This window comes from Pseudomonas sp. NPDC089918 (assembly GCF_050280605.1).
Lineage (GTDB): Bacteria > Pseudomonadota > Gammaproteobacteria > Pseudomonadales > Pseudomonadaceae > Aquipseudomonas.
The window spans coordinates 50,082-72,969 of the sequence record NZ_JBNNVP010000015.1 but is presented as its reverse complement, the minus strand read 5'-3'; the positions used below and the strand labels follow the sequence as shown (position 1 = coordinate 72,969).

General features: G+C 58.6%; 22 protein-coding genes, 1 pseudogene and 1 riboswitch. Of the genes and pseudogenes, 9 read left to right on the top strand and 14 right to left on the bottom strand.

The annotated features are described in order from the left end of the window. The first annotated feature begins 400 nt into the window (after positions 1-400). On the top strand, positions 401-763 hold the full coding sequence (locus tag ACQKPC_RS13245) for a DUF6124 family protein (RefSeq protein WP_123500154.1): 363 nt from the start codon (positions 401-403) through the stop codon (positions 761-763). A 239-nt stretch (positions 764-1,002) separates the two neighbouring features. Here ACQKPC_RS13245 and ACQKPC_RS13240 read toward each other — a convergent pair. The 9 genes and pseudogenes from ACQKPC_RS13240 to tkt all read right to left on the bottom strand — a co-directional run. Continuing rightward, positions 1,003-1,170, bottom strand: a pseudogene (locus ACQKPC_RS13240) (class II fructose-bisphosphate aldolase); the annotation flags it as partial. Positions 1,171-1,182: 12 nt separating this feature from the next. Further along, a complete protein-coding gene (locus ACQKPC_RS13235; RefSeq protein WP_427625009.1) occupies positions 1,183-1,518 on the bottom strand; it encodes a hypothetical protein in 336 nt (111 codons plus the stop codon). A gap of 70 nt (positions 1,519-1,588) precedes the next feature. Beyond that, entirely contained in the window at positions 1,589-1,924 is a 336-nt protein-coding gene (locus ACQKPC_RS13230; protein ID WP_192344873.1) for a hypothetical protein, read from the bottom strand. Between the two features lie 337 nt (positions 1,925-2,261). Continuing rightward, positions 2,262-3,326 (bottom strand): class II fructose-bisphosphate aldolase, encoded by a 1,065-nt coding sequence (gene fba / locus ACQKPC_RS13225; RefSeq protein ID WP_007894938.1) that lies wholly within the window; start codon positions 3,324-3,326, stop codon positions 2,262-2,264. Between the two features lie 316 nt (positions 3,327-3,642). After that, complete coding sequence (locus tag ACQKPC_RS13220) at positions 3,643-3,975, bottom strand: MliC family protein (protein WP_192344874.1); 333 nt, start codon at positions 3,973-3,975, stop codon at positions 3,643-3,645. A 56-nt stretch (positions 3,976-4,031) separates the two neighbouring features. After that, on the bottom strand, positions 4,032-4,253 hold the full coding sequence (locus tag ACQKPC_RS13215; RefSeq protein ID WP_427625008.1) for a hypothetical protein: 222 nt from the start codon (positions 4,251-4,253) through the stop codon (positions 4,032-4,034). Between the two features lie 34 nt (positions 4,254-4,287). Continuing rightward, complete coding sequence (locus ACQKPC_RS13210; protein ID WP_007894933.1) at positions 4,288-5,451, bottom strand: phosphoglycerate kinase; 1,164 nt, start codon at positions 5,449-5,451, stop codon at positions 4,288-4,290. Between the two features lie 25 nt (positions 5,452-5,476). Then, entirely contained in the window at positions 5,477-6,538 is a 1,062-nt protein-coding gene (gene epd / locus ACQKPC_RS13205) for an erythrose-4-phosphate dehydrogenase (RefSeq protein ID WP_007894931.1), read from the bottom strand. Between the two features lie 152 nt (positions 6,539-6,690). Continuing rightward, positions 6,691-8,688: a transketolase gene (tkt, locus tag ACQKPC_RS13200; protein WP_427625007.1), complete on the bottom strand. Its 1,998-nt coding sequence runs from the start codon at positions 8,686-8,688 to the stop codon at positions 6,691-6,693. Positions 8,689-8,961: 273 nt separating this feature from the next. Here tkt and ACQKPC_RS13195 point away from each other — a divergent pair, with 273 nt between their 5' ends. The 4 genes from ACQKPC_RS13195 (at position 8,962) to ACQKPC_RS13180 (ending at position 13,626) form a co-directional block, all read left to right on the top strand. Further along, complete coding sequence (locus tag ACQKPC_RS13195; RefSeq protein WP_427625005.1) at positions 8,962-9,957, top strand: ArsR/SmtB family transcription factor; 996 nt, start codon at positions 8,962-8,964, stop codon at positions 9,955-9,957. Between the two features lie 18 nt (positions 9,958-9,975). After that, complete coding sequence (gene metK / locus ACQKPC_RS13190; protein WP_008010319.1) at positions 9,976-11,166, top strand: methionine adenosyltransferase; 1,191 nt, start codon at positions 9,976-9,978, stop codon at positions 11,164-11,166. Between the two features lie 294 nt (positions 11,167-11,460). Continuing rightward, positions 11,461-13,140 (top strand): NAD-dependent DNA ligase LigB, encoded by a 1,680-nt coding sequence (gene ligB, locus ACQKPC_RS13185; RefSeq protein ID WP_427625003.1) that lies wholly within the window; start codon positions 11,461-11,463, stop codon positions 13,138-13,140. Between the two features lie 90 nt (positions 13,141-13,230). Beyond that, positions 13,231-13,626: a DUF1090 domain-containing protein gene (locus ACQKPC_RS13180; RefSeq protein ID WP_427625002.1), complete on the top strand. Its 396-nt coding sequence runs from the start codon at positions 13,231-13,233 to the stop codon at positions 13,624-13,626. Positions 13,627-13,794: 168 nt separating this feature from the next. Here ACQKPC_RS13180 and ACQKPC_RS13175 read toward each other — a convergent pair whose 3' ends face one another. After that, positions 13,795-14,244, bottom strand: a complete 450-nt coding sequence (locus ACQKPC_RS13175) for a c-type cytochrome (RefSeq protein WP_427625001.1) — start codon at positions 14,242-14,244, stop codon at positions 13,795-13,797. A 128-nt stretch (positions 14,245-14,372) separates the two neighbouring features. Here ACQKPC_RS13175 and mltA point away from each other — a divergent pair, with 128 nt between their 5' ends. Beyond that, positions 14,373-15,545, top strand: a complete 1,173-nt coding sequence (gene mltA / locus ACQKPC_RS13170; protein ID WP_427625000.1) for a murein transglycosylase A — start codon at positions 14,373-14,375, stop codon at positions 15,543-15,545. Between the two features lie 116 nt (positions 15,546-15,661). Here the strand turns inward: mltA and ACQKPC_RS13165 are convergent, their stop codons facing one another. After that, positions 15,662-16,048, bottom strand: coding sequence for an MAPEG family protein (locus ACQKPC_RS13165; RefSeq protein ID WP_095052557.1), 387 nt, complete (start codon positions 16,046-16,048; stop codon positions 15,662-15,664). 50 nt (positions 16,049-16,098) lie between these two features. Beyond that, the gene (locus ACQKPC_RS13160) at positions 16,099-16,932 is read right to left on the bottom strand and encodes an EamA family transporter (protein WP_427624998.1); all 834 of its coding nucleotides are present in this window, start codon (positions 16,930-16,932) and stop codon (positions 16,099-16,101) included. 296 nt (positions 16,933-17,228) lie between these two features. On the opposite strand from ACQKPC_RS13160, the gene ACQKPC_RS13155 reads away from it, so the two are divergent. Then, positions 17,229-18,398: an MFS transporter gene (locus ACQKPC_RS13155; protein WP_427624997.1), complete on the top strand. Its 1,170-nt coding sequence runs from the start codon at positions 17,229-17,231 to the stop codon at positions 18,396-18,398. A gap of 115 nt (positions 18,399-18,513) precedes the next feature. On the opposite strand, the gene ACQKPC_RS13150 is transcribed toward ACQKPC_RS13155, so the two are convergent. Both ACQKPC_RS13150 and ACQKPC_RS13145 read right to left on the bottom strand, forming a co-directional pair. Beyond that, positions 18,514-19,398 carry a formate/nitrite transporter family protein gene (locus tag ACQKPC_RS13150; RefSeq protein WP_427624996.1) on the bottom strand — a complete coding sequence of 295 codons (885 nt, stop codon included), beginning with the start codon at positions 19,396-19,398 and terminating at the stop codon, positions 18,514-18,516. A gap of 225 nt (positions 19,399-19,623) precedes the next feature. Next, positions 19,624-20,028, bottom strand: coding sequence for an acyl-CoA thioesterase (locus tag ACQKPC_RS13145; protein WP_030130199.1), 405 nt, complete (start codon positions 20,026-20,028; stop codon positions 19,624-19,626). A 198-nt stretch (positions 20,029-20,226) separates the two neighbouring features. Continuing rightward, positions 20,227-20,325: riboswitch (S-adenosyl-L-homocysteine riboswitch) on the top strand. 23 nt (positions 20,326-20,348) lie between these two features. Between ACQKPC_RS13145 and ahcY the strand changes: the two genes are divergently transcribed. Both ahcY and metF read left to right on the top strand, forming a co-directional pair. Next, entirely contained in the window at positions 20,349-21,758 is a 1,410-nt protein-coding gene (gene ahcY, locus ACQKPC_RS13140; protein ID WP_007898042.1) for an adenosylhomocysteinase, read from the top strand. A gap of 160 nt (positions 21,759-21,918) precedes the next feature. Next, positions 21,919-22,764 (top strand): methylenetetrahydrofolate reductase [NAD(P)H], encoded by an 846-nt coding sequence (gene metF / locus ACQKPC_RS13135; RefSeq protein ID WP_427624995.1) that lies wholly within the window; start codon positions 21,919-21,921, stop codon positions 22,762-22,764. Positions 22,765-22,888: the final 124 nt, after the last annotated feature.

Genomic DNA, 22,888 nt, shown 5'->3' with positions numbered 1-22,888 from the left:
GTTCTTTATGTCCAACTCCATCACTTCACTGAGCGGCATCTGGCCCCATTTAAACGCCCACGTTTAAAGACACTCAGCGTTACTTCATGAAGCCTACAACGGCTTGCGTCACCGCCTACAGGTACGCCAGAATCCGCCGGCTTGTGCGCCTTGAAGCCCACCGGTAACTTGATTCGCGTCACTGATTTCCAGTGATCGGGTTTAGTAGCCCGTGGTTTCGAGCTTGGTGCATAAGCATCTGTCAGTCAGGGATTTCGATTCCTGCGCTTGATGGTAACTGTGCGCAGGGCACCTTCGGGTGCGCCGGCTTGCTCGAAACCCCGGTCTACTAACCTGCGTACAGTTGCCTCCACTTTGATTAGTAGCCAGAGAGGGGGCACTCCAATCAGGTTTCGAGCAAATGACAAAATCAACGCCGCATCCGCCGGTCACCGACCCGGCATCACCCTACGAATCCCTCGACTCAAAAAAATTCCACGAAGCCGCCGAACGCGCCCTCGACCATTACCTCAACCCGGCCGCCAACATCATGGCCACCACCAACGAACCCGAGCCCATGTACTTGGCCAATCCGAAGTACAACACCGAATCCCTGCTGGCCAACGCCAGCGAAACACTGGGCTCGGCCACCACCATGCTCAACAATTTCGCGGCGCTGCTGGAGACCTCCCATCGCAAGACCCTGCTGGGCATCGCTCAAGTGGTCATGCTCGGCGAACTGGCGGTGAACCAGGCGTTGGACCACGTCGAATTGAAGGAGTAATCGCGGCTCGGTTGGACCAAGGCGAGCAAACTTGCTTCCAATAAAAAACCCGCCTCTCGGCGGGTTTTTTATCAACGCAGTTTAACGCTCAGGCTTAATTAACCTTAGCGCTCAACTCACTGAATAAGGGACGATTAAATGAATCTGTCCCCTTTTCTTTTCCGCTTTTCAAGGAGTGATCACCTACAAGAAACCCGCCTCGCGGCGGGTTTCTTGAATCAGCGAACTAATGCTCAGCCTCAGTTAACCTTGGCGTTCAACTCACCTTTCAGATAATTCTGGAACATCGCTTGCAGAGAGATCGGCTTGATCCTCGAAGCATTACCAGCAGCACCGAACGCTTCATAACAAGCGTTACATACATCACGCATCGCGGTCGCGCCGAAAAATCTACGTCGGTCGAATTCTACGCAAACCAATTATCCTTCAACAATTTCGTCTTTAGACTTATTGAACACAATAGGATGGCTTTCAGCGTCAACAACACCCTTAATCGTCCCGTACAATCTATTAAAGCTCCTATCATCCGACTGCAAATTGCATACGTCGAATACCATATCAAGATAGATCGTACTTGCTTGGCCATTCCAATGCAGCCAACCAGAATATAAACTGTGCCCCATAAATTGCCCCTTCCCCCAACGCCCGATAATTTTACCACCATCATGATCAACTGATCTTATTCCAAGCGTATAGTAAGTACCATTGACAGGCTCACTGAAATAAGTAGCCTGAAGACTAGGAACTTCTTTCATAGCTCACACCTCAATTCAATTTAGTTAACATCTATTCCGATCCAATTAACGGGCTATTTTTATACCCAGCCTAAGACTGATTGAAAACCACATGAGCTTTAGAGCCATCCTGCTTATTGTAGAGTTCGCCAGACAGCCTCTTGTATTCCTGATTTATGGATAACAAAATACAACTTTCATTTTCGTCAAACGTTAATCTAACACACGACTCATCGCTGGCATCAAGCCGGTGATAACCTGAAGCACCTAAAGGAGAAGTGGGGGCCTGATTTTTTCCCCACTTACCTTCAATGTGACCGGTATCATAATCAGCAAAGCTAATCAAAACGCTGTAGTAATTGCCTTTCGGAGTATTTTCCGAAAGATAGGCACGCTGTAAAGCTGGATTTTGTTTTCCTTTGGACATAATCACAACCTCGATGTAAACCGAACAAAATGCTCGGACAACAACAATGTTATAGGCGCAAGCAATTAAGTCACCTGCAACAAATGACAGTTTTTTATAACTTATTTGAATAAATATTATAGCGAAGCTCTATATTTTGACCGAAGCGGAAATCCGCAAATGGTTTCCCGAAACCGGTTTATTTTCGCCGAACCAATAAGCATCAATAAGGGGACACCCATTAGCCGGTCTCAAGTCAAGGATTTCAATTCCTGCGCTTGATGGTTGAAAGAATAATCACCCACAAAAAAACCCGCCTCTCGGCGGGTTTCTTGAATCAGCGGTTTAACGCTAAGGCTCAGTTAACCTTAGCGTTCAACTCACCCTTCAAATACCGCTGATACATCGCTTCCAACGAGATCGGCTTGATCTTCGAAGCATTACCCGCCGTACCAAACTGCTCATAACGTGCGATACACACATCACGCATTGCAGTCACGGTAGCGCCGAAGAACTTACGCGGGTCGAACTCGCTTGGGTTGGTAGCCATCAGGCGACGCATCGCACCGGTGGAGGCCAGGCGCAGGTCGGTGTCGATGTTGACCTTGCGCACGCCGTGCTTGATGCCTTCGACGATTTCTTCAACCGGTACGCCGTAGGTTTCTTTGATGTCGCCGCCGTACTGGTTGATGATCGCCAGCCACTCTTGCGGAACCGAAGACGAACCGTGCATGACCAGGTGGGTGTTCGGGATGCGTTTGTGGATTTCTTTGATGCGGTCGATGGCCAGCACGTCGCCGGTAGGTGGCTTGGTGAATTTGTAGGCGCCGTGGCTGGTGCCGATGGCGATGGCCAGGGCATCGACCTGGGTGCGTTTGACGAAGTCCGCGGCTTCTTCCGGGTCGGTCAGCATTTGGCTGTGATCCAGAACGCCTTCGGCGCCGATGCCGTCTTCTTCACCGGCCATGCCGGTTTCCAGCGAACCCAGGCAGCCCAGCTCGCCTTCTACCGAAACGCCGCAGGCGTGAGCCATGGCTACGGTTTGTTGGGTGACACGGACGTTGTAGTCGTAGTCGGTCGGGGTCTTGCCGTCTTCGCCCAGGGAGCCGTCCATCATCACCGAGCTGAAGCCCAGCTGGATGGAGCGCTGGCAGACGTCAGGGCTGGTGCCGTGGTCCTGGTGCATGCACACCGGGATGTGCGGGAATTCTTCGATGGCTGCCAGGATCAGGTGACGCAGGAACGGGGCGCCTGCGTATTTGCGGGCACCGGCCGAAGCCTGGACGATCACCGGGGAGTCAGTCTTGTCAGCGGCTTCCATAATGGCGCGCATCTGCTCAAGGTTGTTGACGTTGAAGGCTGGAACGCCGTAGCCGAACTCGGCTGCGTGGTCCAGCATCTGGCGCATGCTGATAAGTGCCATTGTGTGTGTCTCTCCCGGTTGAGGGTCGTTAATCGTGCCAGCCTGCCGTAGCGGCGGCGGCTATTCAAGTTATTGCAGATCGGGGGTTGGCCCGGGCTGCGAATTCGGTACAACAAAAAACCTGTGTCGCTGAAACCTTGTGGCGAGGGGGCTTGCCCCCGTTCGGCTGCGCAGCAGTCGCAAATCGGACGACGCGGTCTAATTGAAGCATCGCGCCCGCTGGCTTCGGGAGCGCTTCGCACTCCAACGGGGGCAAGCCCCCTCGCCACAAAAGCCCGCTCCCACATTTGGATCGCTGTGAATCAAATCAATCGTGTTACTCGGCTTTACAACCGCGGCCGATCAAATCGTTGGTGGCGACCCAATACACCAGGCCTTCCTCACCTTTTACGTGAAACGCCAGCATGTCGTTGCTGTACAGCGAACCTTCGGCGCCCGGCTCTAGCTTCAAACGGTAAACCTGATCGGCACCGCCCAGGCGAACATCGACTTCCTTGCGGTTGATGTCAGTGTAGCGCCAGAGCACTTTGGCCTGGCTGTCGCAGGTCCAGGTGGTCCAGCTGTCCGCTGGCTCGGCAGCGTTGAACAGGTTCAAATTGGCGCAACCTGCCAGCAATGCCAGTGCCGCAACGGCGATAAAGCCTTTCATCCGTGTTCCTCGACTGACGGCACACGCCGCCCGCCTTGAGTAAAGAGTCTGACCCCTCAAGGGCAACCATGTTCCTTGGCCGGGACCTGTGTCTCGTATTTGTCCAGGCCATCGGGCCCGGAACGCTTGTTGATCACCGGGTTGGTTTCCGCTTGCCAATCCGCCTGGTAGCAGCCTTTTTCGTGTGTTTGCGGCGCGGGTTCCGGCGTGGCTTTCGGGTTACTCCCGCAAGCCGCCAGCATACCCGCGGCAATCAACAGCATTAAGGTCCTGACCATGTGAACACTCCTTTGCCTGGTCAAATGCGCGGCCTCAGGCCTTGGCCCGGCTTTCCAGGACTTCGACGGCCGGCAGCACTTTGCCTTCGACGAATTCGAGGAACGCGCCGCCGCCGGTAGAAATGTAGGAGATCTGCTCGGCAACGCCATATTTATCGATGGCTGCCAGGGTGTCGCCGCCGCCAGCGATGGAGAACGCCGAGCTTTCCGCGATGGCCTGGGCCAGCACTTTGGTGCCGTTACCGAACTGGTCGAACTCGAACACGCCCACCGGGCCGTTCCACAGGATGGTCTTGGACGACTTCAACAGCTCGGCGAAATTCGCCGCGGTCTGCGGGCCGATGTCCAGGATCATGTCGTCTGCGGCCACGTCGGCAATCAGCTTGACGGTCGCGGTAGCGCTTTCAGCGAATTCCTTGGCAACCACCACGTCCACCGGCAGCGGAACGCTGACTTTGGCAGCGATTTCACGGGCGGTGTCCAGCAGGTCCGGCTCGTACAGGGATTTGCCGACCGGGTGACCGGCAGCGGCCAGGAAGGTGTTGGCGATGCCGCCGCCGACGATCAGCTGGTTGCAGATCTGGCTCAGGCTGTTGAGCACGTCGAGTTTGGTCGACACCTTGGAGCCGGCAACGATAGCGGCCATTGGCTGCGCCGGGGCGCCCAAGGCCTTGCCCAGCGCGTCCAGTTCGGCGGCCAGCAGCGGGCCAGCAGCGGCGACTTTGGCGAACTTGGCCACGCCGTGGGTCGAACCCTCGGCGCGGTGAGCGGTGCCGAAAGCGTCCATCACGAACACGTCGCACAGGGCGGCGTATTGCTTGGCCAGTTCGTCAGCGTTCTTTTTCTCGCCCTTGTTGAAGCGCACGTTTTCGAACAGCACGATGTCGCCGGCTTTCACGTCGACGCCGCCCAGGTAATCGGACACCAGCGGCACTTCGCGGCCCAGGGCTTTGCTCAGGTAGTCAGCGACTGGCTTGAGGCTGTTTTCGGCCGAGAACTCGCCTTCGGTCGGACGGCCAAGGTGCGAGCAGACCATCACGGCCGCGCCTTTTTCCAGGGCCAGCTTGATGGTCGGCAGCGAAGCCAGGATTCGCGCATCGCTGGTGACAACACCGTCCTTGACTGGGACGTTGAGGTCTTCGCGGATCAGTACGCGCTTACCTTGCAGATCGAGGTCGGTCATCTTCAACACGGTCATGGGTCGCATTTCCTGGATAGCTGTTTTAGAGAGCAGGTTTTGGTTGTGGTGCAGCTGTTTGCAAATAGTGTTCTGCAACGTCCAGCATTCGATTGGCAAAACCCCATTCGTTGTCGAACCAGGCCAGGATGTTCACCAGCCGAGGGCCGGAAACGCGGGTCTGACTGGCATCGACGATGGCCGAATGTGGGTCATGATTGAAATCACAACTGGCGTGAGGCAACTCGGTGTAGGCCAGAAGGCCCTTGAGCGGGCCATGGGTGGCGGCCTCGCGCAGAATCCGGTTGACCTCGGTGGCGTCGGTATCGCTTACGGTCTGCATCGTAATGTCGAGACAGGACACGTTAACCGTCGGCACCCGCACGGCTTTGGCCTGAATTCGCCCGGCAAGTTCCGGCAGCAGGCGTTCAATGCCTCGCGCCAGACCAGTGGACACCGGAATCACCGACTGGAACGCTGACCGGGTGCGGCGCAGGTCTTCGTGGTGATAGGCGTCGATGACCGGTTGATCGTTCATTGCCGAGTGGATGGTGGTGATCGACACGTATTCCAGACCAATGGCCTGATCCAGCAGGCGCAACAGCGGCACGCCGCAGTTGGTGGTGCAGGACGCGTTGGACACCAGCAACTCGTCGCCGGTCAGGCAATCCTGGTTCACACCGTAGACGATGGTGGCGTCGACATCTGCCTCGCTGGCCATCGGCTGGGAGAACAGCACCCGCGGCGCACCGGCGTCGAGAAACCGCTGGCCATCGGCACGCGTGTGATAAGCGCCGGAGCACTCCAGCACCAGATCGACGCCCAGTGACGCCCAATCGATGCCTTCGGGGGTGGCACTGCGCAGGACCTTCACGCAGTCGCCTTTAATATGCAGACAATCGCCCTCGACCCTCACCTCACCGGGAAACCGCCCGTGTGTGGAATCGAAGCGTGTCAGGTATTCGATGCTGGCCATGTCGGCCAAATCGTTGATCGCGACAATTTCGAACCCTGCCGTCGAGCCTCGCTCAAACAACGCACGCAAGACGCAACGACCAATCCGGCCGTAGCCGTTGAGTGCAACTTTGTAAGGACGCGGTTGAGGCATGGGGTTCTCGATTACCGTGGTGAATCCGTCAGTGTTGCGTTGAATGTTCTATTGCCATCGCGGGCAAGCCCGCTCCCACATGGACGGTGTAAATCCCTGTGGGAGCGGGCTTGCCCGCGATAGCGTCAGAACAGGCAATACATCACCTGAACTTAGTCTTCCAGCAGCTCTTCAGCCTGACCCAGGATGTTTTCCAGGGTGAAGCCGAACTCTTCGAACAAGGCAGGTGCAGGCGCCGACTCGCCGTAGGTGGTCATGCCGATCACACGCCCTTCCAGGCCCACGTACTTGTACCAGTAGTCCGCATGGGCGGCCTCGATGGCGATACGCGCGCTGACCTGCAATGGCAGAACCGCTTGCTTGTAGCCGGCGTCCTGGGCTTCGAAGACGCTGGTGCATGGCATCGAAACAACACGCACCTTGCGACCTTGCTCGGTCAGTTTGTCGAAGGCTTGAACGGCCAGGCCGACTTCCGAACCGGTGGCGATCAGGATCAGCTCAGGCTCGCCCGTGCAGTCCTTCAACACGTAACCGCCGCGATTGATGCACTCGATCTGCACGGCATCACGGGTTTGGTGCTGCAGGTTCTGACGGGAGAAGATCAGTGCCGACGGGCCATCGTCACGCTCCAGCGCGCATTTCCAGGCCACTGCCGATTCAACGGCATCGGCTGGACGCCAGGTGTCGAGGTTCGGCGTGCAGCGCAGGCTGGCCAGTTGCTCGATCGGCTGGTGCGTCGGGCCGTCTTCGCCCAGACCGATGGAGTCGTGGGTGAATACATAGATGATGCGTTTCTTCATCAGCGCCGACATGCGCACTGCGTTGCGGGCGTATTCCATGAACATCAGGAAGGTCGCGCCGTAAGGCACCAAACCGCCGTGCAGGGCCACGCCGTTCATGATCGCGCTCATGCCGAACTCGCGAACACCGTAGTACATGTAGTTGCCGCTGGCGTCTTCGGCGGTGACGCCTTTGCAACCTTTCCACAGGGTCAGGTTGGAACCGGCCAGGTCAGCCGAACCGCCCAGCAGTTCCGGCAACAGCGGGCCGAACGCGTTCAGGGCATTCTGGCTGGCTTTACGGCTGGCAATGGTTTCGCCCTTGGCTGCGACTTCAGCGATGTAAGCAGCCGCTTTTTCCGCGAAGTCTTCCGGCAGGTCACCGCTCAGACGACGAACCAGCTCGTTGGCCAGCTCCGGGAAGGCCGCGGAGTAAGCAGCGAAACGCTGATCCCACTCGGCTTCGGCAGCGCGACCGGATTCCTTGGCGTCCCACTCGGCATAAATATTGGCCGGGATTTCGAACGGGCCGTGGTTCCACTTCAGTGCTTCACGGGTCAGAGCGATTTCCGCGTCACCCAACGGGGCACCGTGGCAGTCTTCCTTGCCCTGCTTGTTCGGCGAACCGAAACCGATGGTGGTCTTGCAGCAGATCAGCGTCGGCTGCTCGCTTTTGCGGGCAGTATCGATGGCGATCTTGATTTCTTCCGGGTCGTGACCGTCGACGTTGCGGATCACCTGCCAGTTGTAGGCCTCGAAACGCTTCGGCGTGTCGTCGGTGAACCAGCCTTCGACTTCGCCGTCGATGGAAATGCCGTTGTCATCGTAGAAGGCGATCAGTTTGCCCAGGCCCAAGGTACCGGCCAGGGAGCTGACTTCGTGGGAAATGCCTTCCATCATGCAGCCATCACCCAGGAACACGTAGGTGTGGTGATCAACGACGTTATGGCCGGGACGGTTGAACTGCGCCGCCAGGACTTTTTCCGCCAACGCGAAACCCACGGCGTTGGCCAGGCCTTGCCCCAGTGGACCGGTAGTGGTTTCGACGCCCGGGGTGTAGCCGTATTCCGGGTGACCCGGAGTGCGGCTGTGCAGCTGGCGGAAGTTTTTCAGGTCATCGATCGACAGGTCATAGCCGGTGAGGTGCAGCAGCGAGTAGATCAACATCGAACCGTGACCGTTGGACAGCACGAAGCGGTCACGGTCGGCGAACGATGGATTGCTCGGGTTGTGCTTCAGGTAGTCACGCCATAGTACTTCGGCGATATCCGCCATACCCATAGGGGCACCGGGATGGCCGCTGTTGGCTTTTTGCACGGCATCCATGCTGAGGGCACGAATGGCGTTGGCACGCTCACGACGGCTGGGCATCGCTGTTCTCCTGCGGATATTGAATCGAGAGTTAATAAAACGAAACGGAAAAAAGGCGAGCATTTTCCCTCACCGACCGCCTTCGGGGCAATGACAGATAGTCATCCGAAGGCGTTTTTCCAATGGATAACAGCGTATTCGACTGATGAAACCTTTCCGCTGTTCGCTTGCTGACTAAACCTAACGCTGAAAAGTGCCATCTATCGAGCAATATCAAAACTTTTTGATATTGCTCTTGCGATGATTTCTGACCGTCACTAGACTGCTGGCCTTATGAATTTACGCGTGCCTTCCATTCGACATGACGATTGCGATGAACTGGCGGCCCTGTGCAAGGCCGGCGGCGATCCTCTGCGGCTGAATGTATTGCGCGCGCTGGCCAACGATTCGTTCGGTGTACTGGAACTGGCGCAGATCTTCGGCATTGGCCAGTCTGGCATGAGTCATCACCTCAAGGTTTTGGCCCAGGCCGACCTGGTGGCGACCCGTCGTGAAGGCAATGCGATTTTCTACCGTCGCGCCCTGCCCCACACCGATCTGCTGGGCGGCAAGCTGCATGCCGCGCTGCTGGAAGAAGTGGACAACCTGACCCTGCCGACTGACGTTCAGTCGCGGATCGGTCAGGTCCACGGGCAGCGAGCGGCGGCCAGCCAGGACTTTTTCTCACGGGTCGCGGAGAAGTTTCGCGCCCAGCAAGACCTGATTGCCGGCCTGCCACAGTACCGCGACAGCGTGGTGGCACTGCTCGACAAGCTGAGTTTCGGTCCTGGCGCCACGGCGATCGAAGTCGGCCCTGGCGATGGCGGTTTTCTGCCGGAACTGGCGCGTCGTTTCGCTCAAGTCACAGCGCTGGACAACAGCCCGGCGATGCTCGATCTGGCCCGTCAGGTCTGCGAACGTGAAATGCTGGCTAACGTCAGACTGCAATTGGCCGATGCATTGAACGGTGTAAGCCTCAAGGCTGATTGCGTTGTACTGAACATGGTACTGCACCATTTCGCCGCGCCGGCCGAAGCACTCAAGCGCATGGCCGACTTGCTGCAACCGGGCGGCAGCCTGCTCGTGACAGATTTATGTAGCCACAACCAGAGTTGGGCCAGGGAGGCCTGCGGTGATCTGTGGTTGGGGTTTGAACAGGACGATCTGGCCCGTTGGGCCACCGCTGCGGGACTCGCTCCCGGGGAAAGCCTCTATGTAGGCTTACGTAATGGTTTCCAGATTCAGGTCCGCCATTTTCAGCGACCGACTGGCGACACTCACCATCGGTAAATTCAGGAAAAAATCGAGATGAGCGAATACTCCCTCTTCACCTCCGAGTCCGTGTCTGAAGGGCATCCGGACAAAATCGCCGACCAGATTTCCGATGCGGTGCTGGACGCCATCATTGCTGAAGACAAATTCGCCCGTGTAGCGTGCGAGACTCTGGTGAAAACCGGCGTGGCAATCATCGCAGGTGAAGTCACCACGTCGGCCTGGGTCGATCTGGAAGACATCGTCCGTAACGTGATTCTCGACATCGGCTACAACAGCTCCAATGTCGGCTTCGACGGTGCGACCTGCGGCGTGATGAACATCATCGGCAAGCAGTCCCCTGACATCAACCAGGGCGTTGACCGCGCCAAACCTGAAGACCAGGGCGCCGGCGACCAGGGCCTGATGTTCGGCTACGCCAGCAACGAAACCGACGTGCTGATGCCAGCACCGATCACCTTCTCGCACCAACTGGTTCAACGCCAGGCTGAAGCCCGTAAATCCGGCCTGCTGCCTTGGCTGCGCCCGGACGCCAAGTCGCAAGTCACTTGCCGTTACGAAGGCGGCAAGGTTGTCGGTATCGACGCCGTTGTGTTGTCGACCCAGCACAACCCTGACGTATCGTACAAAGACCTGCGCGAAGGCGTGATGGAACTGATCGTCAAGCACGTACTGCCTGCCGAGCTGCTGTCCAAAGACACCCAGTTCCACATCAACCCGACCGGCCAATTCATCATCGGTGGCCCGGTGGGCGACTGCGGCCTGACCGGTCGCAAGATCATCGTCGACAGCTACGGCGGCATGGCCCGTCACGGCGGCGGCGCGTTCTCCGGCAAGGATCCATCGAAAGTAGACCGTTCGGCGGCCTACGCTGGTCGTTACGTGGCCAAGAACATCGTCGCGGCCGGCCTGGCCGAGCGTTGCGAGATTCAGGTTTCCTACGCGATCGGTGTTGCCCAGCCTACGTCGATTTCGTTGAACACCTTCGGCACCGGTAAAATCAGCGACGACAAGATCGTCAAACTGGTTCGCGAAGTGTTCGACCTGCGTCCATACGCGATCACCACCATGCTTGACCTGCTGCACCCGATGTACCAGGAAACCGCTGCGTACGGCCACTTCGGTCGCACTCCGGCTACCAAGACTGTGGGCGACGATACGTTCACCACTTTCACTTGGGAAAAAACCGACCGCGCCGACGACCTGCGTGTCGCTGCCGGCCTGTAAGACTTTTCCTGCGGTACCCAAAGCCCCGCACGGTTCGCCGTGCGGGGCTTTTTATTGCCTTGCTGCTTGAGACCGTGTCGCCGCCTTCGCGAGCAAGCCCGCTCCCACATTTGAACTCGGTCGTTCACCGCATCTGTGTACACAGGAGATCCCATGTGGGAGCGGGCTTGCTCGCGAAGAGGCCAGCCCAGTCACCTCTGTCTCATGCCAGAAACACTCAGCAAAAAAACCACCCTTCGCGCCTATCAGTACTGATCTAGCCTTCAAGCATCCCAACGAGCAAGGACGCTCTCGATGCTGCCCAACCTGCGCCTGTTTTTCGCTTTCCTGCTGACCTTCGCCAGCCAGACCGCCAATGCCGCCGAATGCCCCGACTGGCCACCGGCCCGCGCGCAGGAAGAAATCACCACCCTGCAACTGCAAATCGATCGTTGGGACGACAGCTACCATCGTGAAGGCCAGTCGCTGATCGCCGATGAACTCTATGATCAGTCCCGTGCGCGACTGACCGAATGGCGCGAGTGTTTTGATTCAGGCCCCGCCACCCAACCATTGCGTACGGCCGGCGGCACGGTTGCTCACCCCATCGCCCACACCGGCCTGGAAAAACTGCGCGATGGGCGCGCCGTCGAAGCCTGGCTGAAGGATCGGGGCGAGGTGTGGATTCAGCCCAAGGTTGACGGTGTGGCGGTGACGTTGATTTATCGCAATGGCTGGTTGCACCGGGCGATCAGTCGGGGGGACGGGGTAAACGGCCAGGACTGGACTGCCTCGGCACGCCAGATCGCCGCCATCCCTCAAAAACTTTCGCAGTCGCTGGACTTGCTGCTGCAAGGCGAACTCTATTGGCGCCTGACCGAACACGTACAAGCCGAGGCCGGCAGCCTCAATGCCCGCGCCACGGTGGCCGGGTTGATGGCACGCAAGGCGCTGAGCTCCGAGCAGGCCGCCGGTATCGGTTTGTTTGTCTGGGACTGGCCGCAAGGCCCGAAAAACCTGCCCGACCGGGTGGCAGCTCTGGACAAGTTGGGGTTCCCGAGTACGGCACCCTACAGTCAGCCGATCGAGGCATTTGCCGATGCCGAACGCTGGCGCGAGCACTGGTATCGCTCGCCCCTGCCCTTTGCCAGCGATGGGGTCGTACTGCGCCAGGACCAGCGCCCACCGGCCGAGCGCTGGCAGGCGAAAACGCCTTACTGGAGCGTCGCCTGGAAATACCCCTTTGCCCAGGCGCTGGCCGAGGTGCGCAAGGTCCACTTCAAGATTGGACGAACCGGCCGGATCACACCGGTGCTGGATCTGAAACCGGTGATGCTCGATGACCGGCAGATCAGGCGCGTCAGTGTCAGTTCTCTGCAACGCTGGGAAGCGCTGGATATTCGCCCGGGCGATCAGGTCGCCATCAGCCTGGCGGGGCTGACCATCCCCAGGCTCGATGGTGTCGTCCTGCACAGCACCGAACGCCCGGAATTGAACGTACCGCTTGCGGCAGATTTTCATTCTTTAAGCTGCTGGCAGCCCACACCCGGATGCGAAAGCCAATTCCTTGCACGTCTGAGCTGGCTCAGTGGCAAACAGGGGCTGGCCTTGCCTCATGTCGGGCCGGGCACCTGGGAGAAACTCCTCAAGGCCGAACGCCTCGACAGCTTGGTCGATTGGTTGACCCTTGATGAGCAAGAGCTTGCTAAGATTGACGGCTTCGGTGAGCGCAGCAGTGCTCGCCTTTTGGACAGTTTCAACAGCGCCCGGCAACGCCCATTCGCTCGCTGGCTCAAAGCCCTGGGTTTGCCGCCGACTGGCCAGGCACGCCTCGCCGACTCATGGCAGGCGCTGGCACAACGAAACACCGAACAATGGCAGGCCGAAGCCGGCATCGGCCCGGGGCGCGCAGCGCAATTGAGCGCATTTTTCCGCGACCCGCAGGTCCTGGCCTTGAGTGAGACATTACGTGTTGCCGGGATTGACGGTTTCTAGACGCCAGCCCTGCCTGAGAGCCGGGAACCCAAAGGTGCCGATGCGCTCAAACAGCCCATCGCTATATCGAATTTTTCACCTGGAGCTTTTATGAAACTTCTTTCACCGCTTGCCGTGTTGACCCTGTGCAGCGTGATGGCCGCTCCATTGATGGCCGACGAAGATGCCCCGGGCCTGACCGGCTGCGCCGCCAAAAAACAAGGCATCATCAACCAGATCGAACAGGCCAAGTCCCGCGGCAACGCCGATCAACAGGCTGGCCTGGAAACCGCCCTGAACGAAGTCACTGCCCATTGCACCGACGCTTCCTTGAAGAAGGAACGGGAAAACAAGGTGCTCGACGCCAAGCACGAAGTCAGCACGCGTCAGGCCGACCTCGAGAAGGCGATGAAAAAAGGCGACGCCGAGAAGATCAACAAGCGCAAAGACAAACTGGCTCAATCACGCAAGGAGTTGCAGGAAGCACTGGATGAGCTGGATAAGTAGTCCGGCTTGAACAAGGGGCTTTTGTGGCGAGGGGGCTTGCCCCCGTTGGGTTGCGAAGCACCCCCAAAATGGCAACCGCAATCAATCTGTCAGATTGCATTGGCTGGATTGCGACTGCTACGCAGTCGAACGGGGGCAAGCCCCCTCGCCACGGGAAAGCGCTGCAAATCAATGATCCCGAAACTCTTTATGGCAGGCACTGCAGGCATCTTCGACTTTCTGCACCGCCGGCCCCAGGTTGCTGACCTTGTAGGGCTGAACCTTGCTGACAATCACCAGCTCACCGGTGGCGCCTTCAAGGGTGCGGGCCAGCTCCTGGAAACGTGCCTGCTTCTGCCAGACATCGTCCTTGGCGCTGGTGTGATCCTCTTCGCGCACCTGCGGGAAATGTTTCCACGGCTCATGGGACAACGCGTCAAGCTTCACCGCGCCGTCGACGAATTTCGGGCCATCGAACGGAATACGCCCACGCAACATGCCGCCCAGGTCTTCGCCGGTCTTGAGCATCTGCTTGAAGATCGCCTTGCGCTGACCCAGCGGCGAGTTCGGGTCGACACCACCGCAGGCGGACAAGGTCAGACAGGCCAGCAATACAACGGAAAGTCTTTTAAGAATCATGGTGGCTTCAGGTCACTGGAAACGGCGGCCAGTATCCTCGCGTCACCGGCAAAGACCAATAGCCCTATTATCAATACGGGTTGTTTGAGCGCATGGAGCACTCAGGCAACCGACAAAGGAATTACTCCATGAACAGCCGTTTCAAGGCATGGCGTCACAATCTGGCCTGGACCCTTCCGATGGTGGCCGTGCTGGCAGGTTGCACCGGCGGCGACAGCAGCAAACCGAAAACCCACGCACTGGCAACCTACTCCAGCGCCACCTGGGAAGCGCTTCCGGCAGTGTCCGACAACGACCTCGTCGCCGGCTTCGGCTCGTGGCGCAGCGCCTGCATCCGGCTCAAGGCCGATCCGGTCTGGGGCGGCACCTGTGCGGCTTCCGCCAATGTGCAGCCAACCGCCAATGACATCCGCGGTTTCCTCAAACAGAACCTGGACGTCTATGGCCTGCGTGCCGCCAATGACAACCCCAACGGTCTGATTACCGGTTACTACGAACCGGTGTACCCCGGCAGCCTGACCCAGACCGAGGAAGCCAACATCCCGGTGTACGGTGTACCCGAGGACATGATCATCGTCTCTCTGGACAGTATCTATCCGGAACTCAAAGGCAAACGCCTGCGCGGACGACTCGAAGGTCGCGTGCTCAAGCCATACGACGATGCGGCAACCATTGAAACCAGAGGCGTGAAGGCACCGGTGATTGCCTGGCTGACCGACCCGATGAACCTGCAGTTCCTGCAAATCCAGGGCTCGGGTCGCATCCAGCTTGATGACGGTCGTCAGTTGCGCGTCGGTTACGCCGATCAGAACGGCCACCCGTATCGCCCCATCGGTCGCTGGCTGGTGGACCAAGGTGAGCTGAAGAAAGAAGACGTGACCATGGGCGCTATCAGCACCTGGGCCAAGGCGAATCCTGCGCGCATTCCCGAACTGCTCGGCAGCAACCCCAGCTACGTGTTCTTTACCCGCAACCCCGACAGCAACGAAGGACCGCGCGGCTCGCTGAATGTCCCGCTGACCGCAGGTTATAGCGCGGCGGTGGACCGCAAGGTGATTCCACTCGGCAGCCTGTTGTGGTTATCGACCACACGCCCGGATGGCAGCGCACTGGTACGTCCGGTGGCCGCGCAAGATACTGGCGGCGCGATTGCCGGCGAGGTCCGCGCGGACCTGTTCTGGGGCACGGGGGAGGCGGCCGGGCAATTGGCCGGCGACATGAAACAACAGGGGCAAATCTGGATGCTTTGGCCTAAGGGGGCGGCGTTGCCGCAAGTGCCGCAGGTTGCAGACACACTTTAAAAGCAAAAGATCGCAGGTTTCGCCAGCTTCTACATTGACCGCGTGCGCTGCAATATCGCGGACGAACATCGATCCCTGTAGGAGCGGCCAAAGGCTGCGATCTTTTGGTCTTGCCTTTAAACCGACACCACAAAGAAACTGACAATCAACCCCATTCCAATGGCCCACACCAACGACCGCAGAATCGCCCAGTCCGCCAGATAGCAAATGATGTAGAGCAGCCGACTGGTGATAAACAGCACCGCCAGCACATTGATCGTCACCAGATCGGCATTACCGGCCAGGTGCGCGACGATTACCGCTGCAGCAAACGCCGGTGTCACTTCGAAGCTGTTCAACTGCGCCGAATGCGCACGCCTGGCCACCCCTTCAAGCGAATCCAGAAACGCCCGCGGGTCGTGATTCTGTTTAAGCCCGAACTTGCCGCCGCTGAACTTGGCGACGCCTGTGCATAGATATGGCAAGCAGATCGCAATCAAAATGCACCACAGAGCAACCGTCATAACGCAGTCCCTTCTTCAAGTTATAGAAAATCGAATTCCATCAGGGGTGACTAAAACTTCATCACCAACATGCCGATCAGCACCAGCCCACAGGCTAAGAGCCGGGGCTTGCCGAAAGGTTCTTTCAGATAGCGCATCCCAAACAGCACCACCAGAATCACACTGATTTCGCGCAGCGCCGCGGCTTCAGCAATCGAGCCGAGCTGCATCGCCCACAGCACCAGAGCGTAGCTGAACAGTACGCAAAACCCGACCGCCAAGCCCAACCGCCACTGCTCGCGCCAGAACAGCATGAACGCCGGGCGCTTGCGCACCAGCGCCAGCAACGGGAACGGCCAGGCACTGAGCAATGTGACCCAAACCAGGTAGTCCAGCGGATGGGACCAGCGTCGCAAGGCCTGGCCATCGATGAAGGTGTAGCAACCGATGCACAACCCGATCAGTGCCACCACCGGCAGCATTGACCACGGCAGACGCACCCCGCCACCGCCCTGCCAGAGCAGGCACAACATGCCGAACGGGATCAGCAAAATGCCGAAGATCTGCTGAGCCGTCAGCACTTCCCCGGCGAAGATCAGCGTCAGTGCCAGCACCACCAGCGGTGACAGGCCACGCATCAACGGATAGACAAGACCGAGATCGCCGACCCGATAGGCCTGGATCAACAGGTAGCGATAGAGCAACTCGAATGCCGCCGACGCGAGAATCCACGGCCACATTTCCAGTGGCGGCAGCGCCACGAAGGGCAGCATCAGGGCGACAAACAGCAGCGCCACGCTGTCCATGCAGGCCACCACCAACAGCCGCTCCGCGCTGAATTTGATCAGAGTATTCCACGCCGCGTGCAACAGCGCCGCCACCAACACCAGAACCGTCGCAAGCACGGCACACTCCTTATTTCCCCCCCACCCACCCCGTAGGAGCTGCCGAAGGCTGCGATCTTTTGATTTTGATTTTCAGGATCAAAAGATCGCAGCCTTCGGCAGCGCCTACAAGAGCGGGGGCAGAGAATTGATTCGCCATATGTCCGCAGCTGTTTATACTGCAAGCGACCACGCCGCACTCAGTTGCGCACACACTAATTCCAATAATTCCTGCCTCTGCCCGCTCTCACCGAGAACGGTCGTCGGCCTGCGTATGCCTGATCAAAGCGTCAAGACTACCGACAGAGACCTTGCGCATGCCACTCGCCTTGCTTGCACTGGCCGTTGCCGCCTTCGGCATCGGCACCACCGAATTCGTCATCATGGGCTTGCTGCCCGATGTCGCCCGCGACCTCGCCGTGAGCATTCCTCACGCGGGGCTGCTCATCACCGGTTACGCCCTGGGCGTGGTGTTCGGTGCGCCGATCCTCGCGGTCGGCACCGCCAACATGCCGCGCAAAGCCACATTGCTGGGCATGACGCTGATGTTCATTCTCGGCAATATCCTCTGCGCCCTGGCGCCGAACTACGCCACGTTGATGGCCGCGCGGGTGATCACCGCGCTGTGCCATGGTGCGTTCTTCGGCATCGGCTCGGTGGTCGCTGCCGGTTTGGTGGCACCGAACAAACGAGCCCAGGCGATTGCCATGATGTTCACCGGCCTGACACTGGCCAACGTGCTGGGCGTTCCATTGGGCACCGCGCTGGGGCAATACGCTGGCTGGCGCTCGACGTTTTGGGCCGTGTCGGTGATTGGTGTGATTGCGGCCATCGCACAGTGGGTCTGGCTGCCCAAGGAAATCCCCATGGACAAGGCCAACCTGGCCAGCGAGTTCAAAGTGCTGGGCAAGGTCAACGTGCTGCTGGCGCTGGGCATGAGCGTGCTGGCGTCCACCAGTCTGTTCAGCGTGTTCACCTATATCGCGCCGATCCTGCAAGACATCACCGGTGTCAGCCCGCATGGCGTGACGATCATGTTGCTGTTGTTCGGGGTCGGTCTGACGGCGGGCAGCATGCTTGGCGGCCGGTTGGCGGACAGTCGCTTGTTGCCTTCTCTGGTAGGTATGGCACTGGCTGTGGTTGTCGTGCTGGCCGCTTTCAGTCAGACCAGTCACTCAGTGATCCCGGCGGCGATCACGCTGGTGTTGTGGGGCATCTTCGCGTTTGCACTGTGCCCGATCCTGCAATTGCTGATCATCGATCAGGCTCATGAAGCGCCGAACCTCGGGTCGACGTTGAATCAAAGCGCATTCAATCTCGGCAACGCAGCCGGTGCGTGGATTGGCGGGCTGGTTGTAGCCAGTGGCGCGGACCTGGCGGACTTGCCGTGGACCGGCGCATTTGTCAGTGGGTTGACGGTACTGACGGCGCTTTTCTTCATCTACCTGCAGCGCCGCAGTGCTGTCACGGTCAATGTGTCTGGCTGATTGACTGCATTGTTGCGCAAACCGCTATCGCGAGCAGGCTCGCTCCCACTTGGACAGCGTATTTCCCGGTGGGAGCGAGCCTGCTCGCGATGAAGCTTACGCGGTGCACCTCACTTCACTCCTCTTTAGGTTTGCGTGGCTCCGGCGTTTGATCCGTGCTCTTCTTCGGCGGTCCGCTTTCACTGCGAATCTGCGCGTGACTGATCAGTGCGAAGATAAAACTGCCGCCGATGATGTTCCCCACCAGCGTGGGTCCTGCGAACACCAGCCAGAAATCCTTCCAGGGCAACTCGCCGGCAAACACCAGATACGAGACCTCGACCGATCCAACTACGATGTGGGTGAAATCTCCCAGCGCCATGAAATAGGTGATGAGGATGATGATCCACATCTTGGCGCTTTCCATGGACGGGATCATCCAGACCATGGTGGCGATCATCCAGCCGGAGATGATGCCTTTAGCGAACATTTTGCTCGCGTCGTTCTCCATGACCTTGCGCCCGATGTCGAGGAAGGCCAGATCGGTCTTGGTGTCGAAAATCGGCAGGTGCAGCATCACATACGCCACCAGCAAAGTGCCGCAGAGGTTACCCACCAGCACGACCGACCACAGCCGAAGCAACCGACCGAAATTACCCAGCGTAGGCTTGCTCATGATCGGCAGTACGGCCGTCAGGGTGTTCTCGGTGAAGAGTTGCTGGCGGGCGAGAATCACTGCGAGAAAACCTGCGCAGTAACCGAAACTGGCGATCACCTTGAAGCCTTCGCCGTCCGGCAGCCGCGAGTTGAGCAGCCCCATGCCCATCAGCGACAAGCCCATGGTCAAGCCCGCAGCCAGGGCCGACCACCACAGCGCAGCAACGCTACGCTCGAGTTCCTTATCACCTTGGGTGCGAATGATTTCGTGCAGCACCGCCGCGCGCGGTGGCTGGTTCTTGTCGACCTCGCGCTGTTCTTGCGCCGAGAGGTCCGGGGTTTTGCCGTCTTGGGGCGTGTCCATAAAACTCCTGAACCAGTGGTGGATCGTTTAATTACGACACGTGGGGTTCGGGGCTGTTCACTACCCGGCGAAACGAAGCAAACCCTGTGGCGAGGGAGCTTGCTCCCGTCGGGGCGCGAAGCGGCCCTAAAATCTGCCATCGGGTTCTTTCAGACAGACTTCACTGTCGGCTTACGACTGCTTCGCAGCCGAGCGGGAGCAAGCTCCCTCGCCACAGAGCGGCAATCACTCGCCGATCACATCATCCTTGAACTGGTCTTTGACGTACCTGATCTCGGTCCGGCCGTGCGGCGCGGGCAGGCCGTCTTCGCCCAGGTTCACGAAAACCATTTTCTCTACCGTCAGGATGCTCTTGCGGGTGATCTTATTGCGCACTTCGCAAGTCAGCGTGATCGAGGTGCGACCGAATTCGGTGGCGGTGATGCCCAGTTCGATGATGTCGCCCTGGCGCGAGGCACTGACGAAGTTGATTTCGGAAATGTATTTGGTGACCACACGCTGATTGCCCAACTGGACGATGGCATAGATCGCTGCTTCTTCGTCGATCCAGCGCAACAGGCTGCCGCCGAACAGCGTGCCGTTGGGGTTGAGGTCTTCGGGTTTTACCCATTTGCGGGTGTGGAAATTCATACTCACTCCTGACCGTCTTGCCGATTGATGCCGGCCATCATGGCAGAGCCCGGACTAGAGCTCTATCAAGCATCGACTATGGTCTCGATTACCGTTCGGACATTGACCAACAGAAACGCTTTGGAAGATCAGCATAGCCCGCTATAATCGCCCCCGTTTCAAAACGGTAATGTTCACTTGCTACCGTTTTCCCGCCACCTGTCCGAGGGGCGCTGCAGCAGGTTCGACCTGTCAGGCTCGGATGGGGCGTTGACTGGCCACGGCCAGACACTAAACGCACAACGGCGCCCATTCGCATACATTACGAATGGAGGCTCATCATGAGCGCTGTTATCACGCCTGTAGATTTTAACGATTACAAAGTTGCCGACATGTCCCTGGCTGCCTGGGGCCGTCGCGAAACCATCATCGCCGAATCCGAAATGCCAGCCCTGATGGGTCTGCGCCGCAAGTACTCCGCCGAGCAGCCGCTCAAAGGCGCGAAGATTCTCGGCTGCATCCACATGACCATTCAGACTGCCGTGCTGATCGAAACCCTGGTTGCCCTGGGTGCCGAAGTGCGTTGGTCGTCCTGCAACATTTTCTCGACTCAAGACCAGGCCGCTGCCGCTATCGCTGCTGCCGGTATCCCGGTTTTCGCCTGGAAAGGCGAGACTGAAGAAGAGTACGAGTGGTGCCTGGAGCAAACCATCCTGAAAGATGGCGCGCCTTGGGATGCCAACATGATCCTCGACGACGGCGGCGACCTGACCGAGCTGCTGCACAAGAAATACCCGGCGATCCTGGACCGCGTCCACGGCGTCACTGAAGAAACCACCACCGGCGTTCACCGTCTGCTGGACATGCTGGCCAAGGGCGAGCTGAAAATCCCGGCCATCAACGTCAACGACTCGGTGACCAAGAGCAAGAACGACAACAAGTACGGCTGCCGTCACAGCCTGAACGATGCGATCAAGCGCGGCACCGACCACCTGCTGTCCGGCAAGCAAGCGCTGGTCATCGGTTACGGTGATGTGGGCAAGGGCTCGGCCCAGTCCCTGCGTCAGGAAGGCATGATCGTCAAAGTGTCCGAAGTCGACCCGATCTGCGCCATGCAAGCCTGCATGGACGGTTTCGAACTGGTTTCGCCGTTCATCGACGGTATCAACAACGGTACCGAAGCCAGCATCGACAAAGCGCTGCTGGGCAAGATCGACCTGATCGTGACCACCACCGGCAACGTCAATGTTTGCGACGCAAACATGCTCAAAGCCCTGAAGAAGCGCGCTGTGGTCTGCAACATCGGTCACTTCGATAACGAAATCGACACCGCTTTCATGCGCAAGAACTGGGCATGGGAAGAAGTGAAGCCACAGGTTCACAAGGTTCACCGTACCGGTCCTGGCGCTTTCGACGCTCAGAACGACGACTACCTGATCCTGCTGGCCGAAGGCCGTCTGGTTAACCTGGGCAACGCCACTGGCCACCCAAGCCGCATCATGGACGGCTCGTTCGCCAACCAGGTTCTGGCGCAGATCTTCCTGTTCGGCCAGAAGTACGCCGACCTGTCGCCAGCCCAGAAAGCCGAGCGTCTGACCGTTGAAGTACTGCCGAAGAAACTCGACGAAGAAGTGGCCCTGGAAATGGTCCGCGGTTTCGGTGGCGTGGTCACTCAACTGACCAAGCAACAGGCTGACTACATCGGCGTGACCGTCGAAGGCCCGTTCAAGCCGCACGCTTACCGCTACTGATTGGTCCTGCTGCCTGCTCTCCCTTGTGGGAGCGGGCTTGCTCGCGAAGGCGGTTTAACATTCAACATTAATGTCGTCTGACCCACCGCTTTCGCGAGCAAGCCCGCTCCCACATTGGGATGTGCAAGCGTCCGGCTTACGTGCTTCCAAGGATATGACCATGTCCCAAGACCGTCGCTACAGTTTCGAGTTCTTCCCGACGAAGACCGATGCTGGGCATGAAAAACTGATCGCCACTGCTCGTCATCTGGCGTCCTACAACCCCGACTTCTTCTCCTGCACCTACGGCGCTGGCGGTTCGACCCGTGATCGCACCCTCAACACCGTGTTGCAGCTTGAAAGCGAAGTCAAAGTCCCTGCCGCGCCGCATTTGTCTTGCGTGGGCGATAGCAAGGACGACCTGCGCGGCCTGCTGAGCCAGTACAAGGCAGCCGGCATCAAGCGTATCGTTGCGCTTCGCGGTGACCTGCCCTCGGGCATGGGCATGGCCAGCGGCGAGATGCGTCACGCCAATGACCTGGTTGAATTCATTCGTGAAGAAACCGGCGATCATTTCCACATCGAAGTCGCCGCTTACCCGGAGATGCATCCGCAAGCGCGCAACTTTGAAGACGATCTCAACAACTTCGTGCGCAAGGCTAACGCCGGCGCCAACAGTGCGATCACCCAGTACTTCTTCAACGCCGACAGTTATTTCTACTTCGTCGAGCGTGTACGGGCCAAGGGTGTGAACATCCCGATCGTGCCGGGGATCATGCCGATCACCAACTACAGCAAGCTGGCGCGTTTTTCCGACGCTTGCGGTGCGGAAATCCCGCGCTGGATCCGCAAGCAACTGGAAGCCTACGGCGACGACACCCAAAGCATTCAAGGCTTTGGCGAGCAAGTCATCACCCAGATGTGCGAACGCCTGCTGCAAGGTGGCGCTCCAGGGCTGCATTTCTACACGCTGAACCAGGCTGAGCCGAGTCTGGCGGTGTGGAACAACCTGAAGTTGCCGCGTTAATCGTCGTTAAAGCAAGATCAAAAGATCGCAGCCTTCGGCAGCTCCTACAGAGGTACGTATCCCCTGTAGGAAATGCCGAAGGCTGCGATCTTTTGCTTTCCGGCGCCCCTTTATTGTGCAGCCA

Coding starts and splice junctions, on each gene's coding strand:
- ahcY (WP_007898042.1), top strand. CDS start 20,349: ATGAGCGCTGTTATCACGCCTGTAGATTTTAACGATTACAAAGTTGCC.
- mltA (WP_427625000.1), top strand. CDS start 14,373: ATGAACAGCCGTTTCAAGGCATGGCGTCACAATCTGGCCTGGACCCTT.
- ACQKPC_RS13195 (WP_427625005.1), top strand. CDS start 8,962: ATGAATTTACGCGTGCCTTCCATTCGACATGACGATTGCGATGAACTG.
- ACQKPC_RS13220 (WP_192344874.1), bottom strand. CDS start 3,975: ATGAAAGGCTTTATCGCCGTTGCGGCACTGGCATTGCTGGCAGGTTGC.
- ACQKPC_RS13175 (WP_427625001.1), bottom strand. CDS start 14,244: ATGATTCTTAAAAGACTTTCCGTTGTATTGCTGGCCTGTCTGACCTTG.
- ACQKPC_RS13180 (WP_427625002.1), top strand. CDS start 13,231: ATGAAACTTCTTTCACCGCTTGCCGTGTTGACCCTGTGCAGCGTGATG.
- ACQKPC_RS13165 (WP_095052557.1), bottom strand. CDS start 16,048: ATGACGGTTGCTCTGTGGTGCATTTTGATTGCGATCTGCTTGCCATAT.
- metF (WP_427624995.1), top strand. CDS start 21,919: ATGTCCCAAGACCGTCGCTACAGTTTCGAGTTCTTCCCGACGAAGACC.
- epd (WP_007894931.1), bottom strand. CDS start 6,538: ATGCCTCAACCGCGTCCTTACAAAGTTGCACTCAACGGCTACGGCCGG.
- metK (WP_008010319.1), top strand. CDS start 9,976: ATGAGCGAATACTCCCTCTTCACCTCCGAGTCCGTGTCTGAAGGGCAT.
- ACQKPC_RS13155 (WP_427624997.1), top strand. CDS start 17,229: ATGCCACTCGCCTTGCTTGCACTGGCCGTTGCCGCCTTCGGCATCGGC.
- ACQKPC_RS13230 (WP_192344873.1), bottom strand. CDS start 1,924: ATGTCCAAAGGAAAACAAAATCCAGCTTTACAGCGTGCCTATCTTTCG.
- ligB (WP_427625003.1), top strand. CDS start 11,461: ATGCTGCCCAACCTGCGCCTGTTTTTCGCTTTCCTGCTGACCTTCGCC.
- ACQKPC_RS13245 (WP_123500154.1), top strand. CDS start 401: ATGACAAAATCAACGCCGCATCCGCCGGTCACCGACCCGGCATCACCC.
- ACQKPC_RS13215 (WP_427625008.1), bottom strand. CDS start 4,253: ATGGTCAGGACCTTAATGCTGTTGATTGCCGCGGGTATGCTGGCGGCT.
- fba (WP_007894938.1), bottom strand. CDS start 3,326: ATGGCACTTATCAGCATGCGCCAGATGCTGGACCACGCAGCCGAGTTC.
- ACQKPC_RS13235 (WP_427625009.1), bottom strand. CDS start 1,518: ATGAAAGAAGTTCCTAGTCTTCAGGCTACTTATTTCAGTGAGCCTGTC.
- tkt (WP_427625007.1), bottom strand. CDS start 8,688: ATGCCCAGCCGTCGTGAGCGTGCCAACGCCATTCGTGCCCTCAGCATG.
- ACQKPC_RS13150 (WP_427624996.1), bottom strand. CDS start 19,398: ATGGACACGCCCCAAGACGGCAAAACCCCGGACCTCTCGGCGCAAGAA.
- ACQKPC_RS13145 (WP_030130199.1), bottom strand. CDS start 20,028: ATGAATTTCCACACCCGCAAATGGGTAAAACCCGAAGACCTCAACCCC.
- ACQKPC_RS13210 (WP_007894933.1), bottom strand. CDS start 5,451: ATGACCGTGTTGAAGATGACCGACCTCGATCTGCAAGGTAAGCGCGTA.